General features: G+C 71.6%; 20 protein-coding genes. 6 read left to right on the forward strand and 14 right to left on the reverse strand.

The window, feature by feature from the left end:
* Positions 1-289 (forward strand): DUF4386 family protein (locus tag ACPYOM_RS03125; protein WP_481344854.1); only part of this gene is annotated, 289 nt, incomplete at its 5' end.
* Positions 290-816: 527 nt separating this feature from the next.
* Positions 817-999: a hypothetical protein gene (locus tag ACPYOM_RS03130; protein WP_481344855.1), complete on the forward strand. Its 183-nt coding sequence runs from the start codon at positions 817-819 to the stop codon at positions 997-999.
* A 160-nt stretch (positions 1000-1159) separates the two neighbouring features.
* Here the strand turns inward: ACPYOM_RS03130 and ACPYOM_RS03135 are convergent, their stop codons facing one another.
* Together ACPYOM_RS03135 and ACPYOM_RS03140 are read right to left on the reverse strand one after the other, a co-directional pair.
* Positions 1160-2602, reverse strand: a complete 1443-nt coding sequence (locus tag ACPYOM_RS03135; protein WP_481343113.1) for an adenylate/guanylate cyclase domain-containing protein — start codon at positions 2600-2602, stop codon at positions 1160-1162.
* A complete protein-coding gene (locus tag ACPYOM_RS03140; RefSeq protein ID WP_481344856.1) occupies positions 2595-4481 on the reverse strand; it encodes an NAD(P)/FAD-dependent oxidoreductase in 1887 nt (628 codons plus the stop codon). Before ACPYOM_RS03140 ends, ACPYOM_RS03135 begins: the two co-directional genes overlap by 8 nt.
* A gap of 520 nt (positions 4482-5001) precedes the next feature.
* Between ACPYOM_RS03140 and ACPYOM_RS03145 the strand changes: the two genes are divergently transcribed.
* Entirely contained in the window at positions 5002-5415 is a 414-nt protein-coding gene (locus ACPYOM_RS03145; RefSeq protein ID WP_481344857.1) for a cupin domain-containing protein, read from the forward strand.
* A gap of 345 nt (positions 5416-5760) precedes the next feature.
* Here ACPYOM_RS03145 and ACPYOM_RS03150 read toward each other — a convergent pair whose 3' ends face one another.
* The 12 genes from ACPYOM_RS03150 to ACPYOM_RS03205 form a co-directional block, all read right to left on the reverse strand.
* Positions 5761-6084: a histone-like nucleoid-structuring protein Lsr2 gene (locus ACPYOM_RS03150; RefSeq protein ID WP_481343116.1), complete on the reverse strand. Its 324-nt coding sequence runs from the start codon at positions 6082-6084 to the stop codon at positions 5761-5763.
* A 539-nt stretch (positions 6085-6623) separates the two neighbouring features.
* On the reverse strand, positions 6624-7721 hold the full coding sequence (gene dmpG, locus ACPYOM_RS03155) for a 4-hydroxy-2-oxovalerate aldolase (protein WP_481344858.1): 1098 nt from the start codon (positions 7719-7721) through the stop codon (positions 6624-6626).
* Complete coding sequence (locus tag ACPYOM_RS03160) at positions 7718-8698, reverse strand: acetaldehyde dehydrogenase (acetylating) (protein ID WP_481344859.1); 981 nt, start codon at positions 8696-8698, stop codon at positions 7718-7720. Before ACPYOM_RS03160 ends, dmpG begins: the two co-directional genes overlap by 4 nt.
* The gene (locus tag ACPYOM_RS03165) at positions 8695-9543 is read right to left on the reverse strand and encodes a 2-keto-4-pentenoate hydratase (protein ID WP_481344860.1); all 849 of its coding nucleotides are present in this window, start codon (positions 9541-9543) and stop codon (positions 8695-8697) included. Before ACPYOM_RS03165 ends, ACPYOM_RS03160 begins: the two co-directional genes overlap by 4 nt.
* A 105-nt stretch (positions 9544-9648) precedes the next feature.
* Positions 9649-10944 carry an MFS transporter gene (locus ACPYOM_RS03170; RefSeq protein ID WP_481344861.1) on the reverse strand — a complete coding sequence of 432 codons (1296 nt, stop codon included), beginning with the start codon at positions 10942-10944 and terminating at the stop codon, positions 9649-9651.
* Between the two features lie 85 nt (positions 10945-11029).
* Entirely contained in the window at positions 11030-11809 is a 780-nt protein-coding gene (locus ACPYOM_RS03175; protein WP_481343996.1) for an enoyl-CoA hydratase/isomerase family protein, read from the reverse strand.
* 26 nt (positions 11810-11835) lie between these two features.
* On the reverse strand, positions 11836-13299 hold the full coding sequence (locus tag ACPYOM_RS03180; RefSeq protein ID WP_481344862.1) for an aldehyde dehydrogenase family protein: 1464 nt from the start codon (positions 13297-13299) through the stop codon (positions 11836-11838).
* Positions 13296-14564 carry a CaiB/BaiF CoA transferase family protein gene (locus ACPYOM_RS03185; protein WP_481344863.1) on the reverse strand — a complete coding sequence of 423 codons (1269 nt, stop codon included), beginning with the start codon at positions 14562-14564 and terminating at the stop codon, positions 13296-13298. Before ACPYOM_RS03185 ends, ACPYOM_RS03180 begins: the two co-directional genes overlap by 4 nt.
* Positions 14561-15718 (reverse strand): beta/alpha barrel domain-containing protein, encoded by a 1158-nt coding sequence (locus ACPYOM_RS03190; protein WP_481344864.1) that lies wholly within the window; start codon positions 15716-15718, stop codon positions 14561-14563. The genes ACPYOM_RS03185 and ACPYOM_RS03190 overlap by 4 nt, the downstream gene beginning before the upstream one ends.
* Positions 15715-17193, reverse strand: a complete 1479-nt coding sequence (locus ACPYOM_RS03195; protein WP_481344865.1) for an MmgE/PrpD family protein — start codon at positions 17191-17193, stop codon at positions 15715-15717. Before ACPYOM_RS03195 ends, ACPYOM_RS03190 begins: the two co-directional genes overlap by 4 nt.
* Before the next feature lie 3 nt (positions 17194-17196).
* Entirely contained in the window at positions 17197-18381 is a 1185-nt protein-coding gene (locus tag ACPYOM_RS03200) for an acyl-CoA dehydrogenase family protein (RefSeq protein WP_481343037.1), read from the reverse strand.
* A gap of 54 nt (positions 18382-18435) precedes the next feature.
* Positions 18436-20019 carry a thiamine pyrophosphate-binding protein gene (locus ACPYOM_RS03205; RefSeq protein WP_481344866.1) on the reverse strand — a complete coding sequence of 528 codons (1584 nt, stop codon included), beginning with the start codon at positions 20017-20019 and terminating at the stop codon, positions 18436-18438.
* Positions 20020-20228: 209 nt separating this feature from the next.
* Here ACPYOM_RS03205 and ACPYOM_RS03210 point away from each other — a divergent pair, with 209 nt between their 5' ends.
* The 3 genes from ACPYOM_RS03210 to ACPYOM_RS03220 are packed head-to-tail and all read left to right on the forward strand — an operon-like array spanning position 20229 to position 23170.
* The gene (locus ACPYOM_RS03210) at positions 20229-21491 is read left to right on the forward strand and encodes a CaiB/BaiF CoA transferase family protein (protein ID WP_481344867.1); all 1263 of its coding nucleotides are present in this window, start codon (positions 20229-20231) and stop codon (positions 21489-21491) included.
* Positions 21492-22373 carry an HpcH/HpaI aldolase/citrate lyase family protein gene (locus ACPYOM_RS03215; RefSeq protein ID WP_481344868.1) on the forward strand — a complete coding sequence of 294 codons (882 nt, stop codon included), beginning with the start codon at positions 21492-21494 and terminating at the stop codon, positions 22371-22373.
* Entirely contained in the window at positions 22370-23170 is an 801-nt protein-coding gene (locus ACPYOM_RS03220; RefSeq protein WP_481343041.1) for a cyclase family protein, read from the forward strand. Before ACPYOM_RS03215 ends, ACPYOM_RS03220 begins: the two co-directional genes overlap by 4 nt.
* The last annotated feature ends 42 nt before the right edge of the window (positions 23171-23212 follow it).

A 23212-nucleotide genomic window follows, 5' to 3' on the forward strand; every position in this document is an offset into this window, starting at 1 on the left:
CTACCACCAGGCCTTCCTGCTCAGCCAGAGCCTCATGCCCGCCTTCAGCGCGCTGTGCCTCGGGTCGGTGCTGTACCGGGCGCGCCTCGTGCCACGCGGCATCCCCCTGCTCGGCCTGCTCGGCGCCCCGCTGCTGCTGGCCTCCGATGCCGCAATCCTCTGGGGCGCCTACGGCCCACAGTCCCCGCTCGCCGTCCTGGCTGCACTGCCCGTGGCCCTCTGGGAGCTGGCCCTGGGTATCTGGCTCGTTGCCAAGGGATTCCCTACCACCCCTCTTGAAGCCCACTGAGTCGACCAGGCGGCCGGCTCCCTGTCGGACAGGGTCGGCTGAGGGTCGTGGAACGCTGGAGCGCTTGGCGCAGCATCGCCGTGGCGGAGTCGCCCGTCACACTGGCGACTCCCGCCCAGGTGGGCGTCCTCGACCGTAGCCGCTGATGGCGGTGCCGGGGCTCGGCCCGGCTGTGCCCTTCCATGACGGGATTGGCCGGGCCCTCGGCTCGATGCCCGAACGCTGGCAGGCAACGGTCGTGGTGAGCACGTCTTACGGCGGTCGGCCAGCGCACCGCGAAGGCGGGCGCCGCCCCCTTGGCGCGCAAGGTCTACGCGCCCTCGAGACGGGGCGGCAGCGCTGGCGTCAACTCGCACCGGCACACCTGTGGAAGCGCCACGACGTCCTTGACGAGCCGCAATCCCAGCACTCACGCTCGGAACGGTGGGAAAGGAGGCCGCCGTGCGGGAGCTGCCTTCCGGGACCGTATCCTCGTCGCGCTCGCGAATCCCGTGCGCGCTGCGCACCTGATCGGCGCCGAGGAAGCCATGAGGCACCGCTTGTCGCTGCCCAACCCCTTCCAGGAGGAGGAGCGGGCCGAGGCCTGGGCCGCAGCGCGGGGACTCATCTCCGCCGAGGACTGGGCGCGCGAGATCCAGACCGGGCGCAAGGCCTCGGTGGAGGACCTGCTGCTCGCGCTCGCCGAGGGAGATGGTCCGGACCCGGGCTGATGAACGGCCCGGAGTGACGACGAGGTCCGCCCTTTCGCCCCGGCATCCGCCGACCGGTCCGGCACCGCCGCCCACGCTCGAGCCGCCCGCCGCAGGCCGGCGACCCCAGCGCGCAGCATGCCGCTCAACCGCACGGACGAGCGGGGCTCGGCCGACCGTGTCAGGGCGCGGACGTCGTGTGGTCGGGAAGCGACACGAGCACGAAGGCCTCGACGGACTCGTCCTTGCCCTTCAGCGTGAGGGCACCGAGCGGCTGCGTGACCGCACCCGGCAGGGCGTCCAGGGTGCTGACGGTGACGGCCACGCGTCCCACGGGCGCCTGGCCCTCGATGCGGGAGGCGACGTTGACGGCGTCCCCGATGACGGTGGCCGTGCGTCCACCCTCGCTGCCGAGCACGCTGACCACCACCTCACCGGAGTTGATGCCCACCCGAAACCGCGGCCAGCCCGGGTGCGCATCGGCGATCCGGGAGGTCTCGGTCTGCAGGTCCAGGCCGGCCAGCGCCGCGCGACGGGCGTGGTCCGGCTGGTCACCGAGCCGGTTGAACGTTGCCATGATGGCGTCTCCGATGAGCCGGTCGACCGTGCCCCCGTGCCGCTTCACCACGGCCGGGATCGCGACGGTGAAGTACGCGTTGAGCATCTCGGTGACCACGGCGGCGTCGTGCGTCTCCGAGAAGGTCGTGAAGCCCTTGAGGTCGGCGAAGAGGATCGACATCTCCCGGTGCCCGGCGAGCGTGTCGGCGGTGTAGAGGTCGGCCCACCGCTCCTCGTGCCAGGACTGCTGCGCGCCCCATGCCACGAGGGCGAAGGCCGCGAGCAGGAGCAGGTGCCACTCCCACCACGACAGGTGCCAGTTGGGCGCGACCGCGACGGCGACCATCGCCTCGGCCAGCAGCGCCATCGCGGAGGCCATGGCCGCCGGCAGCAGGCCACCACGCCGCCACCAGAGCCGCCCGTACGTCACCGTCGCCACAGCGTAGAGGACGACTGCGACCACCGTTGCGATGACCAGCGGTCCCGAGCCGTGCTCGGGACCGGGGCCGACGTCGAACGGCGGCAACCGAAGGAGCGAGGCGACGCCCCAGGCCGCCATGACGACCAGGAGCGCGATCCGGAGCCGGCGGGCCCGGCGCATCGCGGCGGCCGCCTCGTCCGCGGCGACCTCACGCACGGACGCGACGGCGAACAGCGAGCCCAGCGCGATGCCGGTCGGCGTCGACACGTTGAAGCCGACGGACGGGATGTCGAGCAGCACGTGCGGGGTGGCGAGGGCGTGGAGGCCGAGGAAGCCTGCAGCCGAGAGGAAGGCGAGCGAGACGTACATGACGCGCAGGTCGCCGCGTCGGGCGGCCGCTGCCCCCGTGCCGTATGCCGTCACCGCGCTGAGCAGAGCGGCGCCGAAGACGATCCAGAAGTGGGTCGTGTCGTGCTGCCACTGCAGGTCGAGGCCGCTTGAGAGCCGGAGCACGACGAGACCGGCCAGCGGCAGGGCGAGCGCGGCCGCTCCCACGGCGAGGCGACGCGCGGCCCCCGCCCGGGCATGACCATCCGGCGGCGCCGTGGTGCTCGCGGCCGGTCCGGCGGACGGCTGCTCAGCCATGGCGACCGGCGGCTCCCGTGCTCTCCGTGCTCTCCGTGCTCTCCGTGCTCTCCGTGCTCTGCGTGCTCTGCGTGCTCTCCGTGCTCTGCGTGCTCTTCGTGCTCTCCGTGCTCTTTGTGCTCGTCGCTCTCGCCCGGACCGCGCCGCTCGAAGACTCGGGGCGGCGCCCGGCGTCGAGGAGCGCGAGGTACTGGTGGACCTCGGACACCACGACCGACCCCTCGCCGACAGCCGAGGCGACCCGCTTGACCGATCCGGCCCGAGTGTCGCCCACCGCGAACAGGCCGGGCACCGACGTCTCGTGGGCCCCTGCGGGTCGCTCCAGGCTCCAGGCTCCGGACTCGCGGAGGTCGGCGCCGGTGACGACGAACCCCCAGCGGTCGCGCACGACGGCGTCCGGGAGCCACGCGGTGTGCGGCTCCGCCCCGATCATGACGAAGAGGCCGTCGGCCGGCAGCGCCCGCTGCTCGAACGTCGTCCGGTCGGCCACGACCACCTCGGACAGCCACCCGTCGCCGCCCCCGCCGACCACCTCGGCGTTGCCGACGACCGAGATGGTGTCGGAGGCCTCGATCTCGTCGATGAGGTAGCGCGACATCGTCGCGGACAGGTCCGGAGTGCGGATCACGATGGTCACGTCCGCGGCATACCGCTGCAGGTGCAGGGCCGCCTGGCCGGCCGAGTTGCCACCGCCGACGATGACGGCGTGCGCGCCGGCAAGGCCGTGCGCCACCGAGACGTTGGCGCCGTAGTAGACGCCGGACCCGGTGAGGGCCTCGAGCGAGGGAACCCCCAGCCGGCGGTAGGCGACCCCCGTGGCGAGGAGCACCGCCCGGGTGCGCACCTGACCGACGTCGGAGACTGTCACGAGGAAGCCCGCTCCGTCGCCGAGCGGCTCGATCGCGGTGACCCGCCTGGTCAGGACGAACCTTGCGCCGAAGACCCACGCCTGCTGGAAGCCCCGCTGGGCCAGCTCTGCGCCGGAGAGGCCCCGCGAGAAGCCGAGGTAGTTGCGGATGAGCGAGCTCGTCCCCGCCTGCCCGCCGAGCGCCAGCTCCTCGACGCAGAGGACCGACAGTCCCTCGGACGAGCCGTAGACGGCGGCCGCCAGGCCAGCGGGCCCGGCACCGACCACGAGCACATCGAACTCGCGAAGCTCGACCCCGTCCGGCCAGGTGAAGTCGGTGCCGATGCCCCAGGCCTGGCAGATCTCGACGTCCGTCGGGTCGAGCAGCACCCGCCCGCCGAGCGCCGCGAACCAGATGACGAGGGGTCCCTCCGGGTCCGCGGGCCGCGGCGCTGCCACCGACTCGAGGACCGCGACCGCCTCCGGCGTTCCGCGATCGAGGTATGCGTGGGGTATGCCGTTTCGCGTCAGGAGAGTGCGCACGGCGTGCCCGCGCGGGTCACGGGCTGCGCCGACGACCACGACCTCGCGCCGGCGGTTCTCGACGGTGCGCGACCACGCCTGCACGAACTCCGAGACGGTGCGGCAGAACAGCTCGTCGGGGGAGGTCCACGGCTCGAGCACGTAGTAGTCGATGTCACCCATCGACATGCCACGCAGGATGGCGTCCGCGGTGCGTCCGTCGGCCCACGCCCCCCAGGGGACAAGGAAGGCCCTCGCGGCATTCGGGTGGAGGGTGCGCACCGAGCGGAGCAGCTCGGCACCTGTGAGCCCGGGCAGCCACGGATCGGCGAGGACCAGCGCGACGGGATCCCCGCGCGCGGCGGCGAGCTCGAGCTGCTCTGAGGCGACTGCACTGTCGGACTCACCGCGGATCCGGAAGTCCGCGCTGAAACGCCGGGCCAGCTCGGCCTCCGTGCGGGCGAGAGCATCAAGGTCGGGATCGACGACAAGCAGGAGAGGGCGGGTCATGGTCACTCCTCACCAGAGCGTGCGGGGTCGATACGACCACCCCTCCTGTCAACGTTAGGCCGGTCGACCGCTCGCCCGGGTCCGAACGGTGGAACGGGCTACCCTTCGGCCCAGATGGGGCCATAGGGCTTTGAACGACACCGTCCGCTCATCAGCGTGGGCCCATGAGGACGCGGCCGGCTGTACGCACACGAACCCGATCCCGCGCTCCGCAGCGAGCTGCGCCAGGACCATCCACCGGTGCCCGGTCGGCTCCCACGCCACCGTCACCCCAGCGAACCCCTTCGCGTAGGCCCGGTCGGCGGCCCAGTCCAACGCCGCCAGGAGGGCGTTCGCCACGCAGGGCCCCGCCGCGCAGAACGCCTTTCCATGCCGCGCTTCGCGCGGTCGTTCCGATGAGCGGGGCGCCTCGATCTTCGTTGTCGGTGGCGGCGACGGGGGCCACAGATGTCCCGGACGCCGAAGGACACCCGGGACGTGCACCCATCGCTTCTCAGAGTCTTCGCCGTAGTCTCGTCGCGTGACGAAGAGCCAGGAACCGGCGGGGCAACCCGCGCGAGACTCGAGCACCCCGCGGGTGATCAGCGGCGCCCCGGGACTGCAGGCGCAGGCCGATCGACCCCGGATGCGTACTCGGTGGATCCTGCCGCCCCACAGCGAGGGATGGACGGACATGGCGCTGTCCGAGTGGGAGCTGACGGCGGCAGGCTGGTCGGATCGTCATCCTCATTCGGAGACGAACGTCGTGCTGGAGGGCGAGCTGCACGTCGAGTCCGGCGGAGCGACTGTCGTCGCCTCCGCCGGGGACACCGTCATCGTCCCGCCAGGACAGGTCGGGCGCTACTGGGCGCCTGTCCATGCGCGGATGATCGCGATCTACGGCCCCAATCCTGCGGGCGATGACACCGATCTGCTCGGCTACTGGGAGATCTGAAGGCTCACAAGTCGACCGACTCGGCAGGGTTCCCCGCGTGGGCTCCTCGTCCTCCGCTGCATCTCGACAACATGAAGAGCAGCGACGACGAGACGGTCGAACGTGCGCCTCGATAACGCTCCGTCTGAAGACCAATCGATCGCGCGCGTGTCATCCGAACAGCGCGGTCGGCGTCTCGAGGCCCGCCGCGCAGCGACGCTCCGAGACACCCGGTCGGGGTGCTTCGACGCGAGGCTCGCCCACGGCCGCCGACCGGCGGCCCGAGCAGTCAGGAGTTCTGGCTGCGGCTCCGATGTCCGAGCGTGTCGCTGGCTTCCGGATGCCGGCGGGCCGGCCGCCCTTGCGTCAGTGCGCGGCGTCGTACTGGCGCTGCAGGTCCCTCGGGATGCGTCCGCGAGCCGGCACGGCAAGACCTTCCCTCGCGGCCCACGCACGGATCAAGGCACCGCGGGAGTCCCCCACCGGCTTGAGAACACGGCGCGACGTCGGGGCTCCCCCCATACGGCGACCAGCCGAGGCCCAGGACGCGATGGCTCGGCGCAGTGCCGCAGCGTTGACGGTGCTCAAGTCGATGGCGTAGTCCACGCCGTCCAGCGAGAAGCTGACCGTCTCGGCGGCATCACTGCCATCGATGTCGTCAACCAAAGTCGTGATGAGCTGCGATGCCATGCGCTCAACGTACTGGCATCCGCGACGTCCCCCTGTCTAGCCGCCCAGGGTGAGGCGCTGAGCCTCCGGGTACGACCCCACCCTGGCCAAGCGGCCGTACGACCCTCGCCGCGCTTCGGTATCGCCGCGCTGAGAGCCCGGGCGCTCGCTGGTCACCGGACGCAGCCTCCTGGGGCCTCACGGACCTTCCAGACGGAGTCCGTCGCCAGGTCGAGCGGGCGATGTCCCGTCGCACGCTTGAACCATGCATCGGCGCGGTGCGTCGTGATGTGTGTGGCCGACCCTGAAGGATTGGCGCCCGATGGAAGGGATGGTCAGGGTGCTACCCAAGCGATGGGTGATCGCAGGACTTGTCGCAGTGGCTGTCGTGGTGGTCGTTCTCGCGATCGTCTTCGGCGGTGGCGGTGGCGGTGGCGGTGGTGGTGGGGGCAGCGGCTATTAAGCAGCCGCGCTGACTCGCCCCCGCCGTCAGCCGAGGATCGATAGGGTCCTCAGCGCCGCGCTCCGCGGACGCCGGCCTCAGCCGTCAGGTGGAGGTGTCAGCCAGCGCGCTGCTGGGCACCCACCAGGTCGAGCGCGATGTCGACGATCATGTCCTCCTGGCCGCCGACGAGCTTGCGTCGCCCGACCTCGAGCAGGATCGAGCGCACGTCGATGCCGTAGCGCTGCGACGCAGCCTCGGCATGGCGCAGGAAGCTGGAGTAGACCCCCGCGTAACCGAGGGTCAGCGTCTCCCGGTCGACCTGGACGGGTCGGTCCTGCAGGGGCCGCACGAGGTCGTCGGCGGCGTCCTGCAGGGCGAAGAGGTCGCAGCGGTGCTTCCACCCGTTGAGGTCGGCCACGGCGACGAACGGCTCGATGGGGCAGTTGCCCGCTCCCGCTCCGTGGCCAGCGAGCGAGGCGTCGACGCGCACGACGCCCTCCTCGACCGCGACCACCGAGTTGGCCACGGCGAGCGACAGGTTCTGGTGGGCGTGGATGCCGATCTGGGTCTGCGGGTCGAGCACGTCGCGGTAGGCCCGCACGCGCTCCCGCACACCATTCATGGTCAGGCGGCCGCCGGAGTCGGTCACGTACACGCAGTGTGCGCCGTAGGACTCCATGAGCCTGGCCTGGGTGGCCAGCTCCGCAGCGTCGCTCAGGTGGCTCATCATGAGGAAGCCGGAGACGTCCATTCCGAGCTCGCGCGCCTTGCTGATGTGCTGGGCCGAGACGTCCGCCTCGGTGCAGTGCGTGGCGACGCGGACCGACCGGACACCGAGGGAGTACGCGTCCTCCAGCTCGGTGATGGTGCCGATGCCGGGCAGCAGCAGCGTCGTCAGGGTGGCCTGCCTGATGTTCTCGGCTGCCGCCTCGATCCACGCCCAGTCGCTGTGCGAGCCGGGGCCGTAGTTGAGGCTGCCGCCCGCGAGCCCGTCGCCGTGCGCCACCTCGATGGCGTCGACGCCGGCCGCGTCGAGTGCGGCGACGATCCGGCCGACGTCCTTCGGGCTGATCCGGTGCCGTACGGCGTGCATCCCGTCGCGCAAGGTGACGTCCTGGACGTAGAGCAGGTGGGTCTCGGTGCTCGGGCGGGTCACGGTGGGGTCTCCTGGGGTGGGGGCGACGACGTCGGTGTCGGCCGTCGAGGTGCTCACGCGGTCACCGCCGAACCGGCGCGCGGGCGCGCGCGCTCGGCGATGCTCTCGGCCACGCGCATGGCGGCGGAGGTCATGATGTCGAGGTTGCCGGCGTACGCGGGCAGGTACATCGCCATGCCCTCGACTTCGAGGAAGACGCTCACCTTCGTCGTCACCGCGGGAGCGCCCTTGGGTAGCAGGGTGCGCACCGGCTCGTCGGGCGCGATGGGCGTGAACTGCACCTGCTGCTTGAGCCGGTAGCCGGGGACGTACTGCTGCACCTTCGCGACCATCTCGTCGACGGAGGCGCGGATCGCCTCGTGCGTCTGCTCGTCGTCCTCGCTGATGAGGGCGAACACCGTGTCGCGCATGATCAGGGGTGGCTCGGCCGGGTTGAGGATGATGATCGCCTTGCCGCGCAGGGCGCCGCCGACCTTCTCGATCCCGGCTGTCGTCGTCTCGGTGAACTCGTCGATGTTGGCCCGCGTGCCGGGCCCGGCCGACTTCGACGCGATGGAGGCGACGATCTCGGCGTAGGGGACGGTCGTCACCCGGGAGATGGCTGCCACGACCGGGATCGTGGCCTGGCCGCCGCAGGTGACCATGTTGACGTTCTCGATGCCGGCACCGTCGTCTTCGAGGTACCGGTCGAGGTTGACGGGCGGCACGACGTACGGGCCGATCGCCGCTGGGGTCAGGTCGACGAGCTTCTTGCCGTGTGCCGCAAGCTTGGTGGCGTTGGCGACGTGGGCCTTCGCGGAGGTGGCGTCGAAGACGATGTCGATCTCGTCGAAGCCGTCGAGGGCGATGAGCCCGTCGACGCCCTCGTGGGTCGTCGGGATGCCCAGGCTCGCGGCGCGGCGCAGCCCGTCGGAGGCCGGGTCGATGCCGACCATCGCTGCCACCTCGAGGGTGCTGGACAGTCGGATCACCTTGAACATCAGGTCGGTTCCGATGTTGCCGGGACCGATGATGGCCACCTTGGTCTTGGTCATGAGCGCTCCTCGAGGGCAGAGTGTTCGGCTGGGGCGAAGGAGACCGTCACGGAGCCGAGGCCGGTGATGTCGGCACGGACCGTGGTGCCCGGGGTCACCGGGTGCATGGGGCCCAGGGCCCCGGACAGCACGACCTGCCCGGCACGGAGCGGGTCGCCGACGTCCTGCGCCGTACGGGCGAGCCACAGCAGCGCGTTGAGCGGGTCGCCGAGGCACGCGGCCCCGCTGCCCTCTGAGACCAGGGCGCCGTCGGCATGCATCTGCATGCTGACCGAGACGGGCTCGAAGTCCTCGAGAGTGAGGCGGTCGGTCCCCAGCACGAACAGGGCGCTCGACCCGTTGTCGGCGATGGTGTCGGTGATGGTGATGTCCCAGCCAGCCACCCGGCTGTCGACGATCTCCAGGGCGGCCACCGCGTAGTCGACGGCCGCGCGGACGTCGGCGGCGTCGAGATCGGGAACGTCGAGGTCGGCACCGAGCACGAACGCGACCTCGGCCTCCACCTTCGGCTGCAGCAGTCCGCTCATCGGGACCGCTGCCAGTGCCGACACGTCCATGTCGTCGAGGAGAATGCCGAAGTCTGGCCGGTCGACGCCCAACTGCTGCTGCACCGCCGGCGAAGTGAGGCCGATCTTGCGCCCGACGACACGGCGGCCTGCGAGGGACCGCCGGTGCGCCAGGCGTCGCTGGACCTCGTAGGCGCTCTCGAGGTCGTCCTCACCGAGAAGGTCACGCACCGGTGCACAGGGCGTGCCGGTGCGTGAGGCGGTCTCCAGACGTTCGACCGCACGGTCGATCGCGGTGGAGGGCGCCAGCGTGGTGGGTGGCTCGGATGTGACGTTCATGTGGACCTCCCGGGTAGATGGGTGCCATCGTGCGCGTCGGCCGTCGTCACGCGCCACCGACTGGTGCCGCAGGGTGGAACGCTTGTCGCTGCGCCACAGCGGCGCTCAGCTGCGGCCCATGCTGGGCAGCAGGTCGTCGTGGGGATCGTCCAGACGCTGCATCCGCAGGCGCCCGCGCCACGATGACAGCACCCCGGCCAGGGCGAGGAGCACGATCCCTGCACCGAGCACCGTGGCGCGCGGACCGAAAGCATCGGCGAGGGCGCCCTGGGCCAGACCACCCACCGGGAAGCACCCCGTGTAGGCCATGATCCGAACCGCGAGCACCCGGCCGCGGAGTCGGTCGGCCACGATGATCTGTACCGCCGTGTTGGTTGCCGAGATGGTGAGCAGCAGCGCCCAGCCGACGATGAGCAGGGCTGTCGCCGCCCAGCCGGGTGACGGGGAGAGCGCGAATCCAGCGAGCCCCACCGCCTGTCCGATCAGGCCGACCTGCGTGAGCAGCGACCGGGGGAGGATGTGGCTCCAGCCGGCGAGCACCGGCGCGGCGACCAGCGCACCGACACCAAGGGCGGCATTCAGCAACCCCAAGGTCCAGGGACCGACATGGAAGACGCTGCCGGCGAAGACGACGGTGAACTGGAAGATCGGGTTCACGAGCAGACCGACCGCGACCGCGACGAGCAGGCCCATCTGGATTCCGGGCTGCCCGCGGATGTAGCCGACAGCCGTCGCGAACTGACGCCACACCGGCGCGGGGTCCGTCGTCCGCGGGCGGTTGCGTACCCTGACTGCTGCCAGGGCGAGCAGCACGGCGACGAAGGACAGGGCGTTGAGCAGGAGAGCCGGTCCCGGCCCGATGGTCGCCAGGATCAGTCCGGCGACCGCCGGTCCCAACGACCGGGCGGCGTTGAACTGGAGGGAGTTCAGGGCGACGGCAGAGTCGAGGTCGGAGCGCGGGACGAGGTCGTTGACGAACGACTGCCAGCTGGGCATGTTGATGCCCTGGAAGATCCCGGCCACCCCGACAAGTGCCATCACGACGAGCGGCTCGCGCACGCCCGCAATCCACACGAGCCACAGAAGCAGGGCGCTGAGCGCCATCCCGGACTGGGTGACGAGCAGGACCCGGCGCCGATCGTGCCGATCTGCCAGCACACCACCCCACGGCCCGAGGGCGATGTTCGGCACGAACTGGAAGACACTCACGAGCCCCACCCACAAAGCGCTGTGGGTCACTTGGTAGACGACGAAGGGCACGGTCAAGTTGGAGAGCCACCCGCCCGTGTTGGAGGTGATCGCACCCATCCAGAAGACGGCGTAGTCGCGGTGCCGGAAGGCCCGAAGGGAGTGGCGCAGTCCTCGGGCCGGGAGCTCCGCTCGCTGCTCGAGTTCAGTCATAGGACGGTCCGTGACTGCGGCCCGCCCGTAGGCCACCGCACTGAGGTCACTCGGTCTCGGCCCGGTTGGTGGCGCCTCGGGCTACTCACCGGCCCTGCCACCGTGGCTCTCGCCGCTCGAGGAACGCGCGCGCGCCCTCCTTCTGGTCCTCGGAGAGGTACACGTCCGGGCCGGTGTCCAACCGGATCGCTGCGTGGGGTGACATGCCTGCCGTCTTGCGATAGGTCAGCTTGAGTCGCTGGAGGGAGAGCGGCGCCGAGGCGACGACATCGTCCAGCAGCTGCTTGGCTGCCCTCTGCAGCTGGTCGGCCGGCACCAGCCGGTTGAGCAGTCCCCACCGCTCAAGCTCTGTGGCGGCGATCCGCCGACCGGTGTAGAGCCACTCCATCGCGATGCCCGGGGGGACCGTGGTCGGCAGCAGCACCGAGGCGAAGTGCGCTCCGCGGCCCCGCTTGGCCTCGGGAACCCCGAAGACGCTGTCCTCGGCGGCGATCCGCATGTCGCACGAGAGCGCCAGCTCGAAGCCGCCCGCCATCGCGGGCCCGTTGATGATCGCGAGCGTCGGTTTGCGCGAGTCGATCATCACCTCCATGAGGCTGCGGCGGTTGTTGTGGAGCGGCCCGTAGAACGGCTTGCCCGCCGCCGCGAGGTCCCGCGCGTCCTTGAGGTCCGCGCCGGAGCAGAACGCCGAACCGGCGCCGGTGATGGCGATGGCATAGACCTCGGGGGTGTGGTCGGCCTCGATGACGGCGTCGACGAGACGGTCGTTGAGATCGCGGTTCAGGGCGTTGCGCACCTCGGGCCGGTTGAGGGTGAGGTAGCGCACGTGGCCCCGGTCCTCGACGAGGAGGATGTCGTCGCTCATGGGTCGTCCTTTCGGTCGAGCAGCCTTCAGGCGGGATAGACGGGCGCCTCGCGCCGCACGGTGACCCACTGCATCTCGGTGAACGCCTCGAGATTGGCCTGGTGGCCGCCGTGGCGTGCCCCCAGGCCCGACTCGCCGACACCACCGAACGGAGCGGTGGGCTCGTCGTTGATCGTCTGGTCGTTGACGTGCACCGACCCGGTCGGCACCCGGTCGGCCAGCTCGAGCGCTCCCATGACGTCGCGCGTGATGATGCCGAGCGAGAGCCCGTAGGAGGAGTCGGCGGCGAGAGCGGCGGCCTCGTCCGCGTCGGCGAAGGAGACCACCGGCGCCACCGGACCGAACACCTCCTGCGCGTAGGCGGGCGCCTCGACGGGGACCTGGGAAAGCACCGTGGGCCGGTAGAACAGGCCGTCGAACGTTCCGCCGGCGAGCAGCGACGCGCCGGCGTCCACCGACTGGGTCACGAGGCCGTGGACGCGGTCGCGCTGACCCGCGTCGATGAGCGGGCCGTAGCCGACGCCCGCGCCGAGCGGGTCGCCGACCCTCGTCGACGTGGCGATGCGCGTCAGCTCGGTGAGGTAGTCGTCCACGACGGACTCGTGGACGAGGTGCCGTCCGCTCGCCATGCAGATCTGGCCGGCGTGGCGGAATGACCCGAAGGCACCGGCCGCGGCCGCCCTCCGCACGTCCGCGTCGGCCATGACGACGAGGGCGGAGTTGCCACCGAGCTCGAGGTGAACGCGCTTGAGCTGGTCGGCGCAGGCGCGCGCGATAGCTCGGCCGGCCGGCGTCGACCCCGTGAAGGAGATGACCGGCACTCGAGGGTGGGCCACCACGGCCTGGCCGACGTCTGCACCACCGGGGAGCACGTGCAGCAGACCCGCGGGCAGCCCGGCCTCCTCGAACACCCGGGCGATGAGCACGCCACCGCTGACCGCGGTCCGCGGATCGGGCTTCAGCACGACGGCGTTGCCCAGGGCGAGCGCCGGAGCGACCGCCCGGATCGCGAGCAGCAGCGGCGCGTTGAAGGGTGCGATGACGCCCACGACGCCCACCGGCCTCCGGCGCGCCAACGAGAGGCGGGGAGCGGTCGAGCGCAGGAGCTCGCCGTACGGTGCACTCGCCAGTCCGGCCGCCTCGAAGCACTCCTGCGCCGCGACGGCCTGAGCACGGTGGGCCATGGCCAGTGGCGCCCCCGACTCCCGCGCCGTCCACTCAGCCGCCTCGTCCGCATGCTGCTCGAAGAGCAGTCCGGCACGGCGCAGCACCGCGGCGCGTGTGTCGTAGCCGCGCGCCGCCCATCCCGGCTGCGCGGCCGCCGCCACGTCGACGGCGCGCTCCACGGCGGACGCGTCCGCGAGCCCGACCGTCTCCAGCTGGTTCCCGGTCGCCTTCTCGATGACGGGCCCCTGGGACACGCCGGGCTGCCAGCCGTCGCTGAAGTAGCGCCCCGACCAGTGGCTCTCGCACAGCAGCGGCGAGCTCATGCGGGCGACCCCACGGCTGCCTCCGCACACCCGACCACGCCGTCAGCCAGCATCCCGTCGATCTCGTCGTCGTTGAAGCCGAGGTCCCGGAGCACCTCGGCGCTGTGCTGCCCGAGCTCCGGCGGAGGGCACTGGTGCGGCAGGTACGCCCCGTCGAAGGTCACCGGCAGGTGCACGACCTCGAGCTCGGGCACGTTGGGGTGCGGCAACGGCGTCACGAGACCCACGGCACGCACCTGCGGGTCGTCGGCCACCTCGTGCACCGGCCGCACGGGGGCGCTCGGGACGCCCGCCGCCGCAAGGCGTTCCAGCAGATCCTCGGCCGTGAAGGCACGCGTCGCTGCGGAGACTGCCTCGTTGACCTCGGCCCGGTGTTCCGCGCGCTCCGGGTTGGACCCGAAGCCCGGTCGCTCCAGCAGCTCCGGCGCCCCGAGGGCCCCGACGAGGCGCGTCCACAGGGTCTGGTTGCCCGCCGAGATGAAGACGTGACCGTCCGCGACGGGGAACGCGCCGTAGGGGACGACACCTGCGTGGCCCGACCCGAGGTTGCGCGGTGCCGGGTTGCCGGCCCTGGAACCCATGACCTTCTGGTCGACCCAGGAAACCGCCGTCTGCAGCAGCGACACCTGCACGTGGCTCCCCTCCCCCGACTGGTCCCGACGGCGCAGGGCGTCGAGGATGCCGATGACGGCCCACATGCCCGTGCCCTTGTCGAGGATCGACAGCGGCACCCGCATGGGCGGCCCATCGCCCGTGTCCAGCATGCTGACGATGCCTGAATACGCCTGCAGCAGAGGGTCGTACGCCGGCTCGCTGGCTCTCGGGCCAACAGAGCCGAAGCCACTCATCTCGCAGTAGACCAGACGGGGGTTGAGCTCGCGCAGACGCTCGGCGTCGAAGCCGGCCTTGGCGAGCGCGCCGGGCCGCAGGTTCTGGACCAGGACGTCGGCGTCGGCGAGGAGCCGTTCGAGCACCTGCGAGCCGCGGCCGTCCTTGAAGTCCAGTGCCAGGCTCTTCTTGTTGCGGTTCAGGCCGAGGAACGCCATCGGCTCGCTCCCCCAGTACGGGGGCGCCCAGCCACGCGTGTCGTCACCGGCACCCACCCGCTCGACCTTGATGACCTGGGCGCCGAGGTCACCGAGGATCTGGCCGGTCGTGGGCCCGGCAACGCTCGTTCCGAGCTCGACCACGCGCAGGCCGACCAGCGACCCCGGTGCGGTCCCGGTGGGGATCTGGCTCTGCATCGTCGACTCCGTCGTTGTCATGGCACGTCCTCCCGTGCGCCTCCCTCGGGACGGCCGGCGCGGCGGATCCCGTCGATCTCGTCCCGCGCGGGCGAGGTGATCGGCTGCCTCCACGGACTGGGGCACCCGGCATACGTCGAAGGCCCCAGACGGAAGTGCTGCGCCTGTTCCTCGGTCTCGACGAGCGGCATGTCCATCGGGTAGAGCGCCTCGAGGCTCGGACGCGGTCCGGCCTTGCTGACCTTGCCGTGAAGCGGGTGGCCGACGACCTCCTCGGCCAGGTGCGCCGCCTCGACGAGCTTCGCAACGTCGATGCCGGTGTCGATGCCCTCGGTCTCGAGCAGGTGCACCAGGTCCTCGGTGGGGATCATCTTGGTGGCGCGCCCGTTGCCGCAGTACGGGCACCCGCCCATCCCACCGATCGAGGTGTCCAGCACCAGCGTGTGCTCCGACGAGAGCGCCCTCAGCGCGACGTAGGCCGACGTCAGGGCACTGCCCCGGCCGTCGTGCAGGTGCAGGTGGAAGGTGTGCACCTGCGGCCATTCCCCGCGGATGACCTGGAGCTGCTCCTCCACGGCCCCAGGGGAGTTCCAGCTCATCGGGTCGCCGATCCAGACGGTGTGCGGGGTGATCCCGGCCGCCTCCCAGGCCTGCATCTGCAGCCGGATGAGCTCCGTGCGCCGCTCCTGCGAGAAGGCTCCGAGCCAGTTCGAGCCCCAGGCCGCGTTGATGGCCACGACGGCCTCGGTCACGCCCCGCTCGACGGCGGAGGCGACGGTGGCAGGCACGGCGGCGATCTCCTGCGCCTGGGTGCGCGCCGTGTTGCGCTGGACGAAGACGTCGCAGAGGTGGACCGTCGTGCGGGCGGCCGCCTCCTGCGGGGCCAGCGGCGGCACGTGCCGGGCGCGACGCTCGGCGCCCTTCTGGTTCAGGGCCAGAGCGGTGTACCGGACGCCCGGGACGGGCGTGAAGCCCGCGATCACCTGCTCGATGTGCTCCATCTGCGGCACCCACTTGGGGCTCACGAACGAGCCGACCTGGATGGTGCGAAGCCCGGTCCGGGAGAGGGCGTCGAGCAGTCGGATCTTGGCCTCGACCGGGATCTCGGAGCTCTCGATCTGCATGCCCTCGCGCATGCCTTCCTCGATGATCTCGACACGGGGGAGACCGCTCATGCCTCCGCCCTCCCGACGAGGACCGGCGCGCCCACGGGCGGACCGGCGAGCACGTCCTGGAAGCCGGCCAGGTCGCCTCCTCGCCACTGCGCGGTCAGGTCGGACAGGAGCGCACGCGTCCGATCGGACGCCCAGCCGACGGAGGCGAAGGCGTCGATCGCCTTGTCCTCCAGCTCTTCCGGCGTCAGCGGGTTGCGCGAGTCTCCCCGGCTGACGTCGACGCGTCGCGTGCGCGTCGCACCGTCGGCGGTCCGCACCGTGAGCACCGTGAACGGCTCGGTCGATGCAGGGTCGTCCGGGTCCGCGCCCTCGCGCACCACGACCGCGTCCATCAGCGAGCGCACCTCGGCGTCGCGGACGGCCTCGTCGGTGAAGTCGGCAAGTCGGACGAGCCCCGTCCGCAGAGCACGCGCCACGGTGTACGGCAGGCTGAACTTGCCCTCCAGCCCACTGTTGGGCAGGTGCGGCAGGAGTGGCTTCAGCCCGCCGCGATGCACCGTGACCTCCACCGACGAGATCGCCGCGAGGTCGAGCCCGGGGCGCAGGTCGAGCACGGCGTCGATGGCCCGGTGCGTCGCGTAGCAGGACGGGTAGCGCTTGATCGCCCAGTCGTCGCTCCAGCCGTCCTCCCAGCGGCGGAGCCGCTCGGGAAGCTCGGCGAGCATCGCCGCGTCGGTCTCGCCGAAGAGCGCGAAGAAGCCTCCAGGCGCCTCGAGCTGGGTGACCCGGGACGTGAACCCGCGAGAGGCCAGCGCGATGGCGGTGACCGCGTCGCGCGCGGCCAGCCCGGCGTGGAGTGGCTTGGTCATGGTGCCGAAGTTGGCCCGACTCCCCGACGCCGTCGAGGCAGCCAGTCCGAGGGCATGACGCGTCGTCTCCACGTCGAGCCCGGCCAGGCTGGCCACCGCGGCCGTGGCCGCGAGGCGGCCGGTCGTCGAGGTGTTGTGCCATCCGCGGCCGTAGTGCACCTCGAGGGGCAGCACCTCGGAGACGGCACGGAACACCGCCGAGCCGACCGCGTACGCCGAGACGAACCGGTCGGTGGTCACCGGCGTCACCCCGGCCCGTGCGAGCAGCGCGGGGAAGAGCACCGCCCCCGGGTGCATCGGCATGGTGGGCGAGGCGTCGTCCCAGTCCAGCGCATGGGCGGCGGTGCCGTTGACCAGTGCCGCGGCCGACGGACCGACGCGCAGGTCCGAGCCCCAGATGCTGCAGCCACCGGGCGCCGGCTCCTCCTCGAGCAGGCTGAGGAGAGCCTCGACGGCAGCGGTGCGGCCACCCGCGACGCCCACGGCCAACGTGTCGACGAGCGAGGAGAGCACGGCGTCGGACCGCGCGCTGCCCGCACGCCGAGCGGCCGCCTGGACGGCGAAGGAGGCGACGGCGTACGTGGCCCCGTCGTCGGCGTCACGCAGCGCGTCCGAGCGGTCCTGCGGGTGGGGCGGCGCGGGAGGTGCTGAGCCGGGAGTAGTCATGGCTCAGAAGCTCTTCGGCATGCCCAGGTCCCGGTGGGCGATGCCCGCGAGGACCAGGTTGGTGGAGATCGGAGCGATCAGTGGCCCGCGAGCCGCGCGGAACTTCTGCTCGATCCCGTACTCCGAGGCCAGTCCCGCTCCACCGAACGTGTCCATCGCCGCGTTCGCGGCGTTCCACAACGCCTTGGACGAGAGCAGCTTGGCGGTGTTGGCGTAGAAGCCGTCCCGGCTCCCCTCCTGGAAGACCTTGGCCGCGTGCCAGCGCATGAGGCTCGCGGCCCGCAGCTCGGTGAAGGCGGTGGCCAGCGGGAACTGGATCCCCTGGTTCATCCCGATCGGGCGGCCGAAGACCTCGCGCTCCTTGGAGTACTGCACGGCACGGTCGATGAAGTAGAGCCCGGAGCCGATGTACTCGCTGGAGACCAGGAGACGCTCGGAGTTCATCCCGGACAGGATGACGCGGAACCCCTTGCCCTCCTCGCCGATCCGGTTCTCCACCGGCACCCGCAGGTTGGTGATGGTCAGCTGGTTCGTGTGGTGGCCGGACATGACCTTGATCGGCCGGTACTCGATCTGGCCGTTCTCCTTGGCCTCGCGCACGTCGACGAGCAGGACGGTGATGCCGTCGGTCTTCTTCTCCACGTCCTCGTACTTCTCGGTGCGCACGAGCAGGAGCATGAGGTCGGTCTGGTGGAAGCGAGACGTGAAGATCTTGCCCCCGTTGACGACGTACTCGTCCCCCTCCCGCCGCGCGAAGGTGCGGATGCGGGTGGTGTCCGTGCCGGCGTCCGGCTCGGTGATCCCGAAGGACTGCAGGCGCAGTCCGTCGTTGGCGATCTGCGGCAGCCACTGCTTCTTCTGCTCGTCGGTGCCGTGCCGCAGGATGGCACCCATCTGGTACATCTGCGCGTGGATGGCCCCGGCGTTGCCGCCCCACCGGTTCAGCGTCTCGAGGAACAGGGCGGCGTCGGGGATGGTGCCACCGCCACCGCCGTACTCCTCGGGGATGAGCAGGGAGAGCCACCCGCCGTCGCTCAGGTCCTTGACCCATTCGGCGGGGTAGCGACCCGACTCCTCCACCTCGATCCAGTACTGCATGTCGTACGCGCGGGCGATGTCCGACACCGTGTCGCGCAACGCTTCCTGGTCCTCGGTGAGGATGTCCTCGGCGAGCCAGTCCTGGGCCATGGCGGCCTCCTTCTCGTTCTGGGAGTGCGCGGGTCGCTCCGCCCGCGCGGGTGGTCAGGCAGTCGCCTCCACGGCGACCTCGAGCAGGAGGGGTTCGGCCCTCTCCCGCAAGGTGGGGACGATGCGGTCCAGCTCTTCGACCAGCTCTTGATGCGTGGTGACCCGCTTTGTTGCGCAACCGAATCCGCTCGCGATGGTGGACACGCTCACGTCGTCGAAGTGCGGCCACGGTGGCTTGCCGCCGTGGGCTGCGGCCAGCCGGTCCATCACGGCGTACCCGCCGTTGGACAGGACGACGAAGAGGGCGCCGACCCGGTAGTGCTGCGCGCTCCAGAGTCCCTGCACGTTGTAGAGCGACGCGCCGTCGCCGAGCAGGGCCACCACGGGCCGGTCGGGCCGCGCCATTCGCACGCCGATGCTCGCCGGAAGGGCGAAGCCCAGGCCGCCCTGCGCCACGGTGACGAAGCCGAACGGGTGGCGGGTCGGGATGAGGTCGAGCAGGAGGCGCCGGGTCGAGGGGCTCTCCTCGAAGACCGTCGCGTCCTCCGGAAGGCGCTCGGCGAGCGCGGCATACACGTGCTCGGCCCGAAGGGTGCCACCCTCCGGGACGGGTACCGGTCGGCGGGCTGGGGATGGCGCGGCCTCCGCTCGCGGGGCGACACGGCCCGCCAGCTCTGTGACGATGCCGGCCACGTCGCCGACCACGGCCAGGTCTGCTGCGCTGTACGCCGCCTCCTCCGGGTCCGACGTGACGACGACGACGGTCGTGCCGGGGCTGACGAACGGTCCGGGCTCCCAGGTGCCCTGGCGGAAGGCCGGGCCGCCGACGACGAGCACGAGGTCGTGGCCCGCCAGGGTCTCGCGCAGGGCCCTGCGTGTCGGGGGCAGGTGGCCGCGGAATCGCGGCGAGTCCTGCGGGAAGCCGGACTGCGAGCCGTGTGCCTCCTGCCAGACCGGGCAGGCCAGGCGCTCGGCGAGCGCCGTGAGGCCGCTCCACGCGTCGGTCGAGTCGGCGCCGGGACCCACCACGACAGCAGGCGTGCCGGACGCGTCGACGAGCGCGGTCAGCTCGGCGGCCAGCTCCTCGCCCACGCCGCTGGCGACGCGCAGGCGAGCCGGCGCGGGCAGGTCGATCGTCTCGTCGGCCGGTTCGGACCAGTCACTCATCGGCACGACGACGACGGCGGGGCCCCGCTGCAGGGTCGCCTCGTGGACGGCCCTGGCGATGACAGCGGGCACGTCGGCCGGGCGGGCGGGCTGACGGAGGGAGACCGGGTAGCGGCCGGCCAGTCCCTCGAGGTGCCCGGCCAGGAAGGGGTCCGACGCCAGATGGCGGCGATCCTGCTGGCCGACGAGGATGACGAGCGGAGCCTTGTTGGTGCGCGCGGTCGCGATGGCCCCGACCGCGTTGCCGAAGCCGGCGGTGGTGTGCAGCAGGACGAGGGCGGGTGTCCCCGTGGCCAGGGCATGACCCGAGGCCATCCCGACGACCGACCCCTCGTGCAGCCCGAGCACGAACTCGAAGTCGTCGGGCAGGTCGGTGAGCAGGGCCACCTCGGTGGAGCCGGGGTTGGCGAACAGCCGGGTCATGCCGAACTGGCGCAGCACCTCGAACGCTGCATCGCGCACCGTCGTCACGGCCTGCTCCTCTCTGCTGGGAACCGGGGCAGGAGGTGCCCCGGACACCGCCATCGTCAAGGGGCACCGACGCCGGTGGCAGGCCTTGTCGCACCCAGCGGAAGAGCCTCCCGGCGGCGCGTCCTTCCTCTCACTGGGTGAGGCGTCGCCTGACCGTCCGTGGTTGCGGCCCCTAACGTCGCCGGTGTCCCGCTCGAGCAGGAGGAACCATGTCAACGACCACGGGTACGCCGGCACCGGCGTCAGCAGACGCCGAGCAGACCGCCGCACCGGATCCGTCTCCCAGGGGCGCCGCCCTCGACGACATCCGGGTCCTCGACATCGCGACGCTCTTCGCAGGGCCGTCGGCGGCCACCGTCCTGGCCGACTTCGGCGCCGACGTCATCAAGGTCGAGCACCCCCGAAAGCCGGACCCGGCGCGCACGCACGGCCAGAGCAAGAACGGGATCGGCCTGTGGTGGAAGATCCTCGGGCGCAACAAGCGCGCCGTGACCCTCGACCTCTCGCATCCCGAGGGGCAGGAGGTCTTCCTCGAGCTGGTCCGCACGGCGGACGTCGTCATCGAGAACTTCAGGCCCGGGACGCTCGAGCGGTGGGGCCTGGGCTACGACCGACTCCGCGCGGTGAACCCGCGCATCATCCTGACCCGGGTGACCGGGTTCGGGCAGACCGGGCCTCGCGCCACCGAGCCCGCGTTCGGCACCATCGCGGAGGCGATGAGCGGCTTCGCCCACTCCACCGGCCAGCCGGACGGCCCGCCCACCCTGCCGCCGCTGGCCCTCGCGGACAACATCAGCGGCCTCGCGGCCGCGGTGGCCACCCTGACGGCCCTCCACCGTCGCGAGCGAACGGGCGAGGGTCAGGTCATCGACTTGGCCATCATCGAGCCGATCCTCGCGATGCTCGGTGCGCAGGTGACCGTGTACGACCAGCTCGGCATCGTCACGCACCGGCGTGGCAACCGGTCCGAGAACAACGCGCCGCGCAACACCTACCGCACCGCGGACGGCGACTGGGTCGCGATCTCGACGAGCGCCCACTCGATCGCCGAACGGGTGATGACGCTCGTCGGACGGCCCGACCTGGTGCGCGAGCCCTGGTTCCACGACGGCTTCCAACGCGCCCAGCACGCCGACGTGCTCGACGAGGCCGTCGGCACGTGGATCGCACAGCGACCCACGTGCGAGGTCGTCGCGGAGTTCGCACGCGCACAGGCCGCGCTCGCCGTGGTCAACGACGTGTCCAAGGTGGTCACCGACGAGCAGTACGCGGCGATCGGCGCCATCGCCACCGTGCAGGACCAGGACCTCGGACCGGTGCGGATGCCCAACGTGCTCTTCCGCATGTCGGAGTCGCCCGGCACGATCCGACACACCGGGCGGGAGCACGGCGCCGACACCGAGCGTGTGCTCGCAGAGATCGGTGTCGACGACGAGCGCCTCGCTCGGCTGCGCCGCACGGGTGTGATCTGAGTGCTGGCCGACATCGCCACCTGGCTGTACGTACCCGGTGGCCGGCTGCCCGAGCTGCTGGCCAAGGCCGCACGCACGGCCGACGGCATCGTCATCGACCTCGAGGACGCCGTCCACCCGTCGGCCCGTCCGGGCGTGAGGGCCCTGCTGCCCTCCGCTCTGGCCGCCGCGGCCGGCGCCAGCACGGGGTTCCCAGGGGACGGTCACGTCCCGGTCGTCGTGCGGGTCAACCCGGTGGACTCGGCCGACTTCGCGGCGGACCTCGCGGCCGTCGGCCCCCTTCTCGCCGAGGGAAGGGTGCACGGCATCCGGCTGCCCAAGGTGGAGTCAGCGACGGACGTGAGGAAGGCGTACGCCGCCTCGAGCCGGTTCCTGGACCGGCCGCACCTCGTCCCCCTCATCGAGTCGGCCCTGGGCCTGCTCCACGCTGCCGAGATCGCCGCCGAGACCGGGGTGCACTCTCTCACCCTCGGCGAGAGCGACCTGCGCGCCGACCTCGGGCTGCCGCGGGACGGCAGCGAGGACGGCCTGCTCCTCGCGCGTCTGACCGTCGTGCAGGCCGCACGAGCGGCCGGCCTCCCCTCCCCCGTCGCGAGCGTCCACCCCCACGTGACCGACCTCGACGGACTGCGCCGGTCGTGCGAGGCGCTGCGCCGGCTCGGGTTCTACGGTCGCTCGGTCATCCACCCCCGACAGGTTCCCGTGGTGCGCGGCGCCTTCGCGCCCCGCGCCGACGAGCTCCATTGGGCAAGGGAGGTGCTCGAGACGGTTGCAGCGATGGATCGCTCGCGCTCGGCCGCCGCCACCCTGGACGACGGGAGCTTCGTCGACCCGGCGATCCTTCGCCAGGCGCGGCTGATCCACGAGCGGGCAAACGCGTGAGCACCGGGCGTACCGCGGACGGGGCGACGGTCCGCGTCGTCGACCTCGCCCAGCCGCTGCATCCCGGCATCCCCACCTCACCCAACCACCCCGGCTTCCGACACGCCCTGCTACGCCGGCACGGCGACGCGGTCAGGGCCGACGGCACGTCGGGAGCCAACGACCTGCTGGTCATGGGCACCCACACCGGCACGCACCTCGACGCGCTCGCCCACATCAGCCACGACGGCCTGCTGCACGGAGGGGTCTCCGCCCTCGAGGCACAGGTGGGCGGTCGGTACCTCGAGCACGGGGTCCACGCTGTCGCGCCCATCGTGTGCGTCGGGCACCTGCTCGACGTGCCAGCGGCACTCGGCGTCCGACGGCTGGACCCCGGCCACCCCGTCACGGCCGAGGAGCTGGCCCTTGCCCTCGGCGACCGTCGGCCCGCGCCCGGCTCGGCGCTGCTCGTGCGGACCGGCTGGGCGCAGCTGTGGGACGACCCCACTGCCTTCCTCGACCACGAGGGCGGGGTGCCCGGACCCGATGAGGACGCCGTCGCCTGGCTGGCCACACACCGGCCACGGGTCGTCGGATCCGACACCACCGCCTTCGAACACATTCCCGCGGGACGTGGCCACGCGCGCCTGCCCGGCCACCGGATCCTGTTGGTGGAGAAGGGGATCCCCATCATCGAGATGTTGAACCTCGAGGAGCTGGCCGCGCTGTCTCCCGAAGCCTTCACCGTCGTGGCAGCGCCCCTGCGGCTCCTGGGTGCCACCGGCTCGCCGCTGCGCCCGCTGGCGCTCGTGCACTGAACCATCCGCACCGTCCCGGAGCGCCGCCCACAGGGCCGAGCA

It is taken from the genome of Monashia sp. HAY1-2A (genome assembly GCF_056755315.1).